Origin of the sequence: Nonomuraea sp. AD125B (assembly GCF_041402765.1) — a bacterium.
Classification (GTDB): Bacteria; Actinomycetota; Actinomycetes; order Streptosporangiales; family Streptosporangiaceae; genus Nonomuraea; species Nonomuraea bangladeshensis.
Genome location: NZ_JBGLOU010000011.1, coordinates 344995 through 357314, shown reverse-complemented (window position 1 = coordinate 357314; position 12320 = coordinate 344995). Strand labels below are relative to the sequence as shown.

Genomic DNA, 12320 nt, shown 5'->3' with positions numbered 1-12320 from the left:
CTGGAACCGCCGTACGAAGTGGGCCCCTGACCCGGCGTCCACCAGGTCGGCCCCTCCCGTTGGAACATCCGGCCGGGTTCGGAATGCCCGGGTCTCTCGGCGGCGACGGACCTGGAGGCTTGGAACGCCGCGAAATGTAACCAGAACCCGAGCAAATGTAACCAGCACATGGTTACATTTGGCCATGAGCCAGAGCGTGAACGAGTTGGTCGCACGTCTCCGCATGACCGGAGGCGACTGCGACGACGTCGAGGTCAAGTCGGCGGCAGGCGGGTTGCCGCAGTCGCTCACCTCAACTTTGAGCGCCCTGGCGAACCACCCAGGCGGCGGGACGATCATCCTTGGCCTCGACGAGGCCACCGGCTTTCGTCCGGTACAGCTTTCAGATCCGCAGGCCCTCAAGCAGGGCCTCGCTCATAAGGCTCGCTCGTTCTCGCCGCCCGTCCTGCTTACGATCAGCGACGCGGAAGTGGATGGGGCGCCGGTCGTCGTCGCCAGGGTGCACGAATGCGATCCGTCGGCCAAGCCGTGTCGGATCATGGCGTCCGGCACGGCATACATGCGGGGGTACGACGGGGATTTCCCACTGTCGGATTTGGAGGAGCAGGCATTCCTTGCCGCCCGGAAGCCGCCGCTCTTCGACCGGCAGCCCGTTCCAGGGGCCACCCGTGAGGATCTGGACATCGACCTTGTCGCGGCGTTCCTGCGTTCGGTCCGCGAACGGGATCCCCACGGCCTTGGTCGTTTCCCTGATGACGCCGAGTTGCTGCGGCGTGCTGGAGTCACTCTGCCTGATGGCACTCCTACCGTCGCCGGAGTGCTGGCTCTCGGGGTTCACCCCCAGGAATGGTTTCCGCGCTTCGTCATCCAGGCTTCGGCAGAGCCATCGCCGACCGATCCCGTGGGGTCGCGGGCTCGGAACCAGACCACGATCACCGGGGCCATTCCACGGATGCTGGAAGAGGCCCTGGCCTGGGCACGGCGAACCTTCGACACCAGCGTCGTGTCAGCGCCGGACGGGACTGTCCGTGATCGTCCCGACTATCCGTACATCGCATTTCGCGAGATCATCGCGAACGCTCTCGTCCACCGCGACCTCGATCATTGGTCGGCCGGCATGGCCGTGGAGGTTCGGCTCCGTCGTGATCGGCTGATCGTCTCCAATCCAGGCGGTTTGTACGGCATCACAGTCGATCGGCTCGGCCGAGATGCCGTCACTTCAGCACGCAACGCGCGGCTCGTTGCGATCTGCCAACACGCTCGTACACCAGAAGAAGGCGCGCGAGTGATCGAGGCGCTGGCAACCGGCATCCCGACCGTGGCCGATGCCCTGGCAGAGGCCGGGCTACCACCCGCGCACTACATCGACGCCGCCATCCGATTCACTGTCGTCCTACGGCGGCGGGCAGTCCCCGTCATCCGCCCAGGCGACGATCTCAACAAGACGGAGCTGCTCGTCTACGACGCCTTGGCCGCAGGGTCACGCAGCGTCGGCGATCTCAAGCAGGAACTGAGCCTGTCCGCGCCCAACATTCGCAAGGCACTCCGCGAACTGCGATCGAGGGGGCTCGTCGAACAACTGGGGGGCCGAGGACAACCGACGACCTACCGAAAACTCCCAGAGTAGGGAGATGTTCATGAACGCAGACCCGCCGTCGGCCCCTTTCCCGGCGGAGACCGACAGAAAGGTCCCTTTTGATATGGAACGTCACCAATGACGAATCTGGATATAGTGCCTGTTCGTGGACCTCGTCCGGCACCTTCGCTACTTCATCGCGGTCGCCGAGGAACTCCACTTCGGTAACGCCGCGATCCGGCTCGGCATGGCCCAGCCGCCGCTCAGTCAGCGCATCAAACGCCTGGAGGAGGAGCTCGGCGCCCGGCTGTTCGACCGTTCGGCCCGTCAGGTGCGCCTCACCGAGACGGGCCGGTTGCTGCTCGGTGAGGCGCGCGAGATCGTCGCCCGCGCCGACCGGCTGCACGAGCTGGCCAGGCAGGGTCGCGGGACGGTGCTCAGGGTGGGGGTGCCGCCCGATCTGGCCGCCACGGTGATCGCGGCGCTGGTCGCCCGGTTCCGTGAGACCCATCCGGAGGTGCGGCTCGCGCCCGCCGAGATCTGGACCGCCGACCAGGTGACGGCGCTCGCCGAGGGCACGATCGACGTCGGGCTGGTCCGGCATCCGGTCTCCGCGCCCGGCCTGCGGTTCGGCGAGGTCCTGGTGCAGGTCCAGGGTGTGCTGCTGCCCGACGGCGATCCGCTGACCGGGGTCGGCGAGGTGCATCTGGCCGACCTCGCCGGACGGGAGCTGCTGATGCCGCCGAAGGAGGGCGAGCCCGGCCTGCACGCCGAGGTGCTGGCGGCCTGCCGCCGCCACGGGTACGTGCCGCCGCAGGTGCACCAGGGCGCGGGTCTGGGGCTGGTGCTGGCGGGCGCGGCGGTCGCGTTCGGGCCGGAGGTGGAGGCGCCGGGGCTGGCGTGGCGGCCGCTGCTAGGCTCGCCGATCGCGTCCCGGGTCTCCACGGCCTGGCGCGGCGAGACGGCCGCGGCCGGCGATTTCTCGGCCGTCGCCGTACGGACGTTGAAGGAGAGCGCCGGAATGACCGACGAGGGCGCGGTGCCGCCGCGGCGCGTCAGCCGCAGGCCGGGGATGCTGGCATGAGCGGGCCCGACTTCGAGGCGCTGTTCCGGGTGGCGGGGGTCACCGGCTGGCTGCACGCCGCCGACGTCGACACCGGGCGGGAGATCGGGCACGGGGCCGACGAGCCGCTGCCGGTGGCGTCGATGTTCAAGGTGCCGCTGCTGGTGGAGCTCTGCCGGCAGGCCGACGCCGGGCTGCTCGATCCGGCCGAGCGGGTGACGGTGCCGGCGGCCGGCCGGTCGACGGGGCCGACCGGGGTCTCGGCGATGCTCGACGAGGTGACGATGTCGCTGCGGGACCTGGCCTACCTGATGATCGCGGTGAGCGACAACGCCTCGGCGGACGTGCTGCTGCGGCGGGTCGGGCGGGAGGCGGTCAACGCCATGCTGGCGGCGCACGGGCTGGACGTGACGCGCGTGCGGCAGAGCAGCCAGGAGATCAACGAGAGCATGGCGGCCGACGCCGGGCACGGGTGGCCGTACCTCGATCCTGACGAGGTGGCCCGGATGCGGGCGCTCGACCCCGCCTGGGGCAACGCCGGCACGCCCCGGGAGCTGACCCGGCTGTTCGGGCTGATCTGGCGCGACGAGATCGCCTCGGCCGCGTCCTGCGCGTGGATGCGCGGCGTGCTCAACATGCAGGTGTGGCCGCACCGGCTGGCCTCCGGCTTCCCGTACGACGACGTGGCCGTCAGCGGCAAGACCGGCACGCTGCCGACGCTGCGCACCGAGTCAGGCGTGGTCGAGTACCCCGACGGCGGCCGGTACGCGGTCGCCGTCTTCACCCGCTCCTTCTCCACAGCGCTGAACCAGCCGCGTGCGGACGCGGTGATCGGCACCGCCGCCCGTATGGCGGTGGACCACCTGAGACGGTAGCTAGTTATGTGGGGGGTAGAGGTAGGACTCTCCATGGAACGGGCGACAGGATGGGGCACATGGTTGCTGAGGGCGAGCTTCTCTGGGAGCCGGGCGAAGAGGTGGCCGCGCGGGCGAGGCTGACCCGCTACCTGGAGTGGCTGGGCAGGACGGGCGAGGACTACGAGAGCGTGTGGCGCTGGTCGGTCGAAAACCCGGCCGCGTTCTGGACCTCGATCTGGGACTACTTCGAGGTGATCGGCGAGCGCGGCGACGGGCCGGTGCTGTCCGGCGCGATGCCCGCCGCCCGCTGGTTCGAGGGCGCCACGCTCAACTACGCCGAGAACGCGCTGCGCCGCGACGAGGGCACCGCCGTGATCTTCGTCTCCGAGGACGGCGCCCGCCAGGAGCTGACCTTCGCCGAGCTGCGCGAGGAGGTCGCCCGGGTGCGGGCCGGGCTGGTCCGGCTGGGCGTGCGGCGGGGCGACCGGGTGGCCGGCTACCTGCCGAACATCCCGCAGGCCCTCATCGCCTTCCTCGCCACCGCCTCGCTCGGGGCGATCTGGTCGGCCGGCTCCCCCGACTTCGGGGTGCCGAGCGTCGTCGACCGGTTCAAGCAGATCGAGCCCAAGGTGCTCATCGCGGTGGACGGCTACCACTACAACGGCAAGAGCTACGACCGTTCGGCCGCGGTCAACGAGATCGCCGCCGCGCTGCCCTCGCTGCGGGCCACCGTCTGGATCCCCTACCTGGCCGCCGCCGGCGACGGCCGGGCGCCGCAGCAGGCCGAGCCCACGCCCCCGCACACCCTTGAGGTGCCGCACGGCGAGGTGATCGGCTGGGAGGGGCTGCGGGCGGAGGCCGCGCCGCTCGAGTTCGAGCGGGTGCCGTTCGACCATCCCCTGTGGATCCTCTACTCCAGCGGCACCACCGGGCTGCCCAAGCCGATCGTGCACGGCCACGGCGGCATCGTGCTGGAGCACCTGAAGTCGCTCTCCTTCCACCAGGACCTGGGCGAGGGCGAGGTGTTCTTCTGGTACACCACCACGGGCTGGATGATGTGGAACTACCTCGTCGGCGCGCTGCTGGTGGGGGCCACGGCCGTGCTGTACGACGGCGCGGCGACCCACCCCTCCCCCGCCGCGCTGTGGCGGATCGCCGCCTCGGAGGGGGTGACGTACTTCGGGACCGGGGCGCCGTACATCATGGCCTCGCTCAAGGCCGGGATCGAGCCCGAGGGGCTGGAGCGGCTGCGCGGGGTGGGCTCCACGGGCTCGCCGCTGCCGCCCGAGGGGTTCGCGTGGGTGGCCGGCGCGCTGCCGGGGGTGCCGGTCGGGTCGTTCTCCGGCGGCACGGACGTGTGCACCGGCTTCGTCGGGGCGACCCTGCTGCACCCGATCAGGGCGGGCATCATCCCGTGCCGGTCGCTGGGGGCGAAGGTGGAGGCGTACGACCCGGCGGGCAAGCCCGTCGTGGGCGAGGTGGGCGAGCTGGTGATCACGCAGCCCATGCCGTCGATGCCGGTGATGTTCTGGAACGACCCCGCCGGCGAGCGCTACGCCGAGAGCTACTTCGACGTCTATCCCGGCGTGTGGCGGCACGGCGACTGGATCAAGGTGAACGAGGACGGGAGCTGCGTCATCTACGGCCGCTCCGACTCCACGCTCAACCGCGGCGGCGTACGGATGGGCACCAGCGAGTTCTACCGGGTGGTCGAGCGGTTCGAGGAGGTCGCCGACAGCCTGGTGATCGACACGGGCCAGCTCGGCCAGGAGGGCCGGCTGCTGCTGTACGTGACGCTGGCCGAGGGCGCCGAGCTGACCCCGGAGCTGGAGCGGGCGCTGTGCGGCGCGCTACGGCAGGAGCTGTCGCCGCGCCACGTCCCGAACGAGATCCGGGTGGTCCCCGGCATCCCGCGCACGCTGTCGGGCAAGAAGCTGGAGGTGCCGGTCCGCAAGATCCTGCTGGGCGCCCCGGTGGAGCAGGCGGCCAACCCGGACGCGATGGCGAACCCGGAGGTGCTGCGGCACTTCCGGCCGTGACCCTTGATCGACTATTGACGTGCCGCCATCCGCTGAAATAACGTCCTGGCACACCGCTTAAAACGATTTTTCGCGGGATGGCGGCATGGAAGACACACCCGTCCTGTCCCTCTTACAGGTGAGCAAGGCGTTCGGCGCGGTCCGCGCCGTCCGCGAGGTGTCGCTGGAGCTGCGCGCCGGCGAGGCGCACGCCCTCGCCGGCGAGAACGGCGCGGGCAAGTCCACGCTGGTGAAGATCCTGTCCGGCGTGCACCGCCCCGACGCGGGGCGCATCCTGCTCGACGGGGAGCCGGTCGAGTTCGCCGGCCCCGCCGACGCCCAGCGGGCCGGCGTCGCGGTCATCTACCAGGAGCCGACGCTGTTCCCCGACCTGTCGGTCATGGAGAACATCTTCATGGGCCGCCAGCCGCGCGTCCGCCTCGGGCTCGACCGGCGGGCCATGCGCGCCGCCACCGCCGAGCTGTTCGGCCGGCTCGGCGTGCACCTCGACCCCGACCGGCCGGCCCGCGGCCTGTCCATCGCCGACCAGCAGCTTGTCGAGATCGCCAAGGCCCTGTCCAGGCAGGCCAGGGTGCTGGTCATGGACGAGCCGACCGCCGCGCTGTCCGGCCAGGAGGTCGCCCGGCTGTTCGGCGTGGCGGGGACGCTGCGCGAGCAGGGCGTCGCGCTGCTGTTCATCTCGCACCGGCTGGAGGAGATCTTCGAGCTGTGCCAGCGGGTCACCACGCTCAGGGACGGCGCGCTCGTCGCGACCGACCCGATCGGCGACCTCACCCCCGACGACCTCGTACGCCGCATGGTCGGCCGCGAGCTTGCGTCCCTGTTCCCCAAGCAGGACACCGCGGCCGGCGAGGTCGCGCTCAGCGTGCGCCGGCTCACCCGCGAGGGCGTCTTCACCGACGTGTCCTTCGAGGTGCGGCGGGGCGAGATCGTCGCGCTGGCCGGCCTGGTCGGGGCCGGGCGCAGCGAGGTCGCCAGGGCCGTGTTCGGCATCGACCGCTGGGACGCCGGCGCCGTCGAGGTGGACGGCAGGCGGCTGCGCCCGGCCCGGCCTGCGGCGGCCATGGCGGCCGGGCTGGCGCTGGTGCCGGAGGACCGCCGCCAGCAGGGCCTGGTCATGGACCTGTCCATCGAGCGCAACATCGGCCTGGCCGGGCTGGCCGCGCTCCGCAGGGGGCCGCTGATCTCACGCCTCGCCGAACGGGAGCGGGCCAGGGACTGGGCGGTGCGGCTGCGGCTGAAGTTCGCCCGGCTGGGCGACCCGGTGAACGTGCTGTCCGGCGGCAACCAGCAGAAGGTGGTGCTGGCCAAGTGGCTGGCCCGCCGGCCGTCGGTGCTCATCGTGGACGAGCCCACCCGCGGCATCGACGTGGGCACCAAGGCCGAGGTGCACCGGCTGCTGTCGGAGCTGGCCGCGAGCGGGGTGGCGGTGCTGATGATCTCCTCGGAGCTGCCCGAGGTGCTCGGGATGGCCGATCGGGTGCTCGTCATGCACGAGGGGCGGCTGGTCGCCGAGCTGGACCGGGCGGAGGCGTCCGAGGAGAGCGTCATGGCCGCCGCGACAGGAAGGGGCCGCCCGTGAGCAGTGCTGCGAGCGCGGGCCGGGGTGGCGGGCGGCGGCTCGTGGACCGGGTGGCGCGGGTGCGCGAGCTCGGCATCGTGGTCGCGCTCGGCGCGCTGTTCGCCGTCACCGGCGCGGCGAACCCGAGCTTCCTCAGCTACGGCAGCATCCGCGACATCCTGCTCAACTCGGCCATCGTCGCGCTGCTCGCCGTCGGCCAGACGCTCGTCGTCATCACCAGGAACGTGGACCTCTCCGTCAGCTCCGTCGTGGGCCTGTCGGCGTTCGGCGGCGCGCTGGTCCTGGCCGACCACCCCGGCGTGCCGGTCCCGCTGGTCGTCGCCGGCTGCGTGGCGCTCGGCGCGGCCTGCGGCGCGGTCAACGGGCTGCTCGTCGGCGCGGCCAGGGTGCCCGCCCTGGTGGCCACCCTCGGCACCCTGTACGCCTTCCGCGGCATCGACTACGCCTGGGCCGGCGGCCGTCAGGTCAACGCCGCCGACATGCCGGAGGGCTTCCTCGCCCTCGGCACCCGCTCGGTCCTCGGCGTCCCGCTGCCCGCGCTGATCGCCCTGGCCGTGCTGCTCGCCGTCGGCTGGATGCTGCGCAACCTGCGCTCCGGTCGCGAGCTGTACGCCATCGGCTCCAGCCCCGAGGCGGCGGTCCTGGCCGGCATCCGGGTACGCCGCCGCGTCCTCACCGCGTTCGTCGCCAACGGCGCGCTCGCCGGGCTGGCCGGCGTGATGTGGGCCGCCCGGTTCGGCACCGTGGACGCGACCGTCGCCACCGGCAAGGAGCTCGACGTCATCGCCGCCGTCGTGGTCGGCGGCGTGGCCATCTTCGGCGGCAGCGGCACCGTCTACGGCGCCGCGCTCGGCGCCGTCCTGCTCGCCTCCATCACCAGCGCGCTCGCCGTGCTCCGGGTGGACGCCCTGGCCCAGACCGCGATCAACGGCGCCCTGCTGCTGGCCGCCATCGTCCTCGACCGCCTGCTCGCGCTGCGCGTGGCCGCGGCCCTGCGCCGCCGGAGGTCCCATGAACACTGACGCGCTGCGCCGCTGGGAGACGTTGATCGCCGTGCTGCTGGCCGGGGTCGCGGTGTGGGCCTCGCTCAGCGTGGACGGCTTCGCGAACGACTCCAACGTCTCGTTCCTGCTGCTCGACACCACCGAGATCGCGCTCATGGCGCTGACCATGACACTGGTGATCGTGGCGGCCGAGATCGACCTGTCCGTGGCCTCCACGCTCGGCCTGTCCTGCGCGGTGCTCGGCGCGCTGTGGAACGCCGGGCTGCCGATCGAGGCCATCATGCCGATCTGCCTGCTGGTGGGCGCGGCGTGCGGGGCGGTCAACGGGCTGCTCGTCACCCGGCTCGGGCTGCCCTCGCTGGCGGTCACGATCGGCACGTTCGCGCTGTTCCGCGGGCTCGCGTACGTGATCCTGGGTGACCAGGCGGTGGCCGACCTGCCGCCCGCCTACACGGGCCTCGCCACCTCCTCGATCGGGCCGGTGCCGCTCGCGACCATGCTGGTCGCCGTGCTGGCCGTGGTGGCGGCGCTGGTGCTGCACGCGACCGGACTCGGCCGGTCGATCGTGGCGATCGGCGCGAACGTCGAGGCGGCCTACTTCTCCGGCATCCGGGTCAAGCGCGTCAAGCTCTGGCTGTTCGTGGCCTCCGGGGTCATGGCGTCGCTGGCGTCCCTGATCTACACCTTCCGCTACGCCAGCGCCCGCGCCGACAACGGCATGGGCCTGGAGCTCGCGGTGGTGGCCGCCGTGCTGCTCGGCGGGGTGTCGATCTTCGGCGGGAAGGGCACGCTGCCCGGCGTCCTGATGGCGGTGCTGCTGCTCGGCGTCGTACGCAACGCGCTGATCCTCGCCGACGTGGCCAACGAGGTGCTCAACTTCGTGACGGGCCTGCTGCTCGTCGCCTCCGTGCTGGCGCCGAACCTGGGGGCGGCCCGGCGACGGCGCACACCATCACCAGTGGAAGGGAAGTCCGTTTCATGACAACGCGCACCCCTTGGCGTCCCGTGGCGCTCCTCGCCGGGCTCGTGCTGCTGACCAGCGCGTGCGGCGGCACCACCAAGAGCGATGTCCAGCAGCAGCAGTCGTCCGCCCCGGCCGGGACGGCGTCGTCCGCCCCGGCCGCCGATCCGAACGCCCCGCTCAAGCAGGGGCTGAAGATCGCCTTCCTGCCGAAGCAGGTCAACAACCCGTACTTCACGATCGCCGACAAGGGCGGCGTGGACGCGGCCCGGGAGTTCGGCGGCGAGGGCAAGGAGGTCGGCCCGTCCGACGCGAGCGCGTCCTCGCAGGTGTCCTACATCAACACGCTGATCCAGCAGAAGCAGGACGCCATCGTCATCTCGGCCAACGACCCGAACGCCGTCGTGCCCGCCCTCAAGCAGGCCAGGGCCGCCGGGATCAAGGTCGTCAGCTACGACTCCGACACCGCGCCCGAGGGCCGCGACATCTTCGTCAACCAGGCGAGCGCCGAGGACCTGGGCCGTACGGAGGTGCAGCTCCTCGCCAAGCAGCTCGGCAACAAGGGCAAGATCGCGATCCTGTCCGCCACGCCGAACGCGACGAACCAGAACACCTGGATCGAGTTCATGAAGGACGAGCTGAGCAAGCCCGAGTACAAGGACATGGAGCTGGTCAAGGTCGCCTACGGCAACGACGACGACCAGAAGTCCTTCACCGAGACGCAGGGGCTGCTGCGCTCGTACCCGGACCTCGCGGGCATCATCTCGCCGACGACCGTGGGCATCGCGGCGGCGGCCCGCTATCTGTCGGACTCGCCGTACAAGGGGAAGGTGAAGCTGACCGGGCTCGGCACGCCGAACCAGCTCCGCAAGTTCGTCAAGGACGGCACGATCGAGGCGTTCGAGCTGTGGAACCCGGCCGACCTCGGCTATCTCGCCTCGTACGCGGCCGCCGCGCTCGCCTCCGGGCAGATCACCGGCGCGGAGGGTGAGACGTTCAAGGCGGGCAAACTGGGCGACTACACCGTCGGGGCCAAGGGCGAGGTGCTGCTCGGCAAGCCGACCGTGTTCGACAAGTCCAACATCGACGACTTCGACTTCTGACCGTCACGGCCGCGCGGCACGCGTCACGGCTGCCGGCCGCGCGGCACGACCAGGCCCGTCTCGTACGCGGCGACGACCGCCTGCGTCCGGTCGCGCAGCCCCAGCTTGTTCAGCACCCGGCTCACGTGCGTCTTGACCGTCTCCTCGGTCACCACGAGCCTGGCGGCGATCTCGGGGTTGGACAGGCCCTCGGCGACCAGCCGCAGGACCTGCGTCTCGCGCGGGGTGAGCGTGCCGAGCGTCGCCACCGGGGGTCGCGGGCCCATGCGGGCGAACTCGCCGATCAGGCGGCGGGTGACGGCCGGGGCCAGCAGCGCCTCGCCGGCCGCGACCACGCGCACCGCGTCGAACAGGCGCTCGGCGGTGACGTCCTTCAGCAGGAAGCCGCTGGCGCCGGCGCGCAGGGCGTCGTAGACGTACTCGTCGAGGTCGAACGTGGTCAGGATGAGCACCCGGGGCCCGCCGGGGCCGGCCAGCTCCCTGGTCGCCTCGATGCCGCCCATTCCGGGCATCCGTACGTCCATGAGCACGACGTCCGGCTTCACCTCGCGGCAGATCCGCACCGCCTCCAGCCCGTCGGCGGCCCGGCCGGCCACCTCGAAGTCGGGCTGGGTGTCCAGCAACTCGCCGAAGCCCGTACGGACCACCAGGTGGTCGTCGGCGATGACGACCCTGATCGGCGCGCTCACGCGGCGCTCTCCCTGCCCGGCAGGACGGCACGGACGAGGAAGCCGCCGCCGGGCGCGGGGCCGGTGACCAGCTCGCCGCCCACGGCCGCGGCCCGCTCCCGCATGCCGGCGAGCCCGTGGCCGCCCTCCCCGTCGAGCGGGCCGGGGCCGTTGTCCCTGATCGACAGTCGCAGGCCGGCCCCGGTGTAGTGCAGCTCCACGTCCACGGCCGCGCCGGGCGCGTGCCGCCGCGCGTTGGTCAGCGCCTCCTGCACGATCCGGTACGCCGCCAGCTCCACCCCCGGGTCCAGCTCGGCCGGCGCGCCACGGAGGATGAGCCGGGTGGCCGCGCCCGACGCCTCGCGGGAGCCGTCGAGCAGCTCGTTCAGCTCGTGGAGGCGCAGGCCGGGCTGGGGGCGCCAGGACGCCTCGGTGCCGTCGTCCTCGCGCAGCACGCCGAGCAGGCGGCGCATCTCGGTGAGCGCCTGCCTGGCGGTGTCGCCGATGGCCAGCAGCCGCTCGGCCCCCGCCTGCGGCATCCCGGGGACGGCCAGCCGCGCGGTCTCGGCCTGGACGGCGACCAGGGAGATGTGGTGGGCGACGACGTCGTGCAGCTCGCGCGCGATGCGCGCCCGCTCGCCGCGGGCGGTGTGCTCCAGCAGGTCGCCGGCCGCCTGCCGCCGGGCGGCGGTGTGCGCGCCGGCCGTGGCGCGGGCCGCCCGCGCGATGCCGCCGAGCGCGGCGACCGGGGCCAGGCAGGCCAGCACCAGGACCAGCTCCCCCACCGGGACCCCAGCCGCCGGAAACCCCGCCGAGGAGCCCCCCGCCACCGCAAGCCCCACCGCCGGGAGCCCCGCCACCGCAAGCCCCGCCATCGGGAGCCCCGCCACCGTAAGCAGGGCCAGCGCCGGGAACGGGGCCGCGAGCGCGAGCGCCGGGCCGGCCCGTCCGTGCCGCCCCGCCCGGTAGAGGCCGATCACCTGGGCCACCGCCCCGGCGACGGTCAACGTGTGGAACGCCCCCACCGACAGCACGGCCGCCGCACCGCCCACGGCCGCCGCGATCATCGGCTGCGCCGCGAGGAGCGGGAGCGGCAGGGTGGTGGCGAGCGCCAGCAACGGCAGCACCAGCAGGCGGAGCGGCCCCCCGGGCCCACGGGACCACGCCATTCCATCGGCCACGTCCTCCGGAGGCGGGGCCGACCCGTCGGCCAGGAGGCTCTGGGACGACGCCGGCCCCCCGGCCGGGACGCTGACCGACCAGCTGCCGGCGATCGGCTGGCCGGCGAGCACTTCCACCACCGCGACCAGGGCCAGCAGGAGCCCGAGCACGACCAGCGCGCGGCGGCGGCCCGCGCCGCCGTCCACCGGCCGCGCCCCCCACAGAACGCCCAAACCCTGCCCGATCGCCACGAACCCCATTGTCACCGCCCCACCGCGCCCCCCGCATCCCTCACACGAGGGACCC

At 72.4% G+C, this 12320-nt stretch carries 10 protein-coding genes; 8 read left to right on the top strand and 2 right to left on the bottom strand.

All coding sequences use genetic code 11. The annotated features are described in order from the left end of the window. Positions 1 to 184: 184 nt before the first annotated feature. The 8 genes from ACBR40_RS28990 to rhaS all read left to right on the top strand — a co-directional run bounded on the left by ACBR40_RS28990 (position 185) and on the right by rhaS (position 10185). Complete coding sequence (locus ACBR40_RS28990; RefSeq protein ID WP_371250808.1) at positions 185 to 1627, top strand: ATP-binding protein; 1443 nt, start codon at positions 185 to 187, stop codon at positions 1625 to 1627. Between the two features lie 115 nt (positions 1628 to 1742). Further along, a complete protein-coding gene (locus tag ACBR40_RS28985) occupies positions 1743 to 2660 on the top strand; it encodes a LysR family transcriptional regulator (protein WP_371250807.1) in 918 nt (305 codons plus the stop codon). Then, positions 2657 to 3514, top strand: a complete 858-nt coding sequence (locus tag ACBR40_RS28980; RefSeq protein ID WP_371250806.1) for a serine hydrolase — start codon at positions 2657 to 2659, stop codon at positions 3512 to 3514. The genes ACBR40_RS28985 and ACBR40_RS28980 overlap by 4 nt, the downstream gene beginning before the upstream one ends. A gap of 59 nt (positions 3515 to 3573) precedes the next feature. Next, a complete protein-coding gene (locus ACBR40_RS28975; protein ID WP_371250805.1) occupies positions 3574 to 5535 on the top strand; it encodes an acetoacetate--CoA ligase in 1962 nt (653 codons plus the stop codon). Between the two features lie 85 nt (positions 5536 to 5620). Next, complete coding sequence (locus tag ACBR40_RS28970) at positions 5621 to 7117, top strand: sugar ABC transporter ATP-binding protein (RefSeq protein WP_371250804.1); 1497 nt, start codon at positions 5621 to 5623, stop codon at positions 7115 to 7117. Continuing rightward, positions 7114 to 8139, top strand: coding sequence for an ABC transporter permease (locus ACBR40_RS28965; RefSeq protein WP_344210142.1), 1026 nt, complete (start codon positions 7114 to 7116; stop codon positions 8137 to 8139). Before ACBR40_RS28970 ends, ACBR40_RS28965 begins: the two co-directional genes overlap by 4 nt. Next, positions 8129 to 9103 carry an ABC transporter permease gene (locus ACBR40_RS28960; protein WP_371250803.1) on the top strand — a complete coding sequence of 325 codons (975 nt, stop codon included), beginning with the start codon at positions 8129 to 8131 and terminating at the stop codon, positions 9101 to 9103. The genes ACBR40_RS28965 and ACBR40_RS28960 overlap by 11 nt, the downstream gene beginning before the upstream one ends. After that, entirely contained in the window at positions 9100 to 10185 is a 1086-nt protein-coding gene (gene rhaS, locus ACBR40_RS28955; RefSeq protein ID WP_371250802.1) for a rhamnose ABC transporter substrate-binding protein, read from the top strand. Before ACBR40_RS28960 ends, rhaS begins: the two co-directional genes overlap by 4 nt. Positions 10186 to 10208: 23 nt before the next feature. Here the strand turns inward: rhaS and ACBR40_RS28950 are convergent, their stop codons facing one another. Together ACBR40_RS28950 and ACBR40_RS28945 are read right to left on the bottom strand one after the other, a co-directional pair. Next, the gene (locus tag ACBR40_RS28950; protein ID WP_344210148.1) at positions 10209 to 10874 is read right to left on the bottom strand and encodes a response regulator transcription factor; all 666 of its coding nucleotides are present in this window, start codon (positions 10872 to 10874) and stop codon (positions 10209 to 10211) included. Continuing rightward, positions 10871 to 12265, bottom strand: coding sequence for a sensor histidine kinase (locus ACBR40_RS28945; protein WP_371250801.1), 1395 nt, complete (start codon positions 12263 to 12265; stop codon positions 10871 to 10873). The genes ACBR40_RS28950 and ACBR40_RS28945 overlap by 4 nt, the downstream gene beginning before the upstream one ends. Between the last annotated feature and the right edge of the window lie 55 nt (positions 12266 to 12320).

What these genes read in the sequence shown, in the direction of transcription:
- ACBR40_RS28990 (WP_371250808.1), top strand. Translation starts at nt 185, where the DNA reads ATGAGCCAGAGCGTGAACGAGTTGGTCGCACGTCTCCGCATGACCGGA.
- ACBR40_RS28980 (WP_371250806.1), top strand. Translation starts at nt 2,657, where the DNA reads ATGAGCGGGCCCGACTTCGAGGCGCTGTTCCGGGTGGCGGGGGTCACC.
- ACBR40_RS28975 (WP_371250805.1), top strand. Translation starts at nt 3,574, where the DNA reads ATGGTTGCTGAGGGCGAGCTTCTCTGGGAGCCGGGCGAAGAGGTGGCC.
- ACBR40_RS28970 (WP_371250804.1), top strand. Translation starts at nt 5,621, where the DNA reads ATGGAAGACACACCCGTCCTGTCCCTCTTACAGGTGAGCAAGGCGTTC.
- ACBR40_RS28960 (WP_371250803.1), top strand. Translation starts at nt 8,129, where the DNA reads ATGAACACTGACGCGCTGCGCCGCTGGGAGACGTTGATCGCCGTGCTG.
- rhaS (WP_371250802.1), top strand. Translation starts at nt 9,100, where the DNA reads ATGACAACGCGCACCCCTTGGCGTCCCGTGGCGCTCCTCGCCGGGCTC.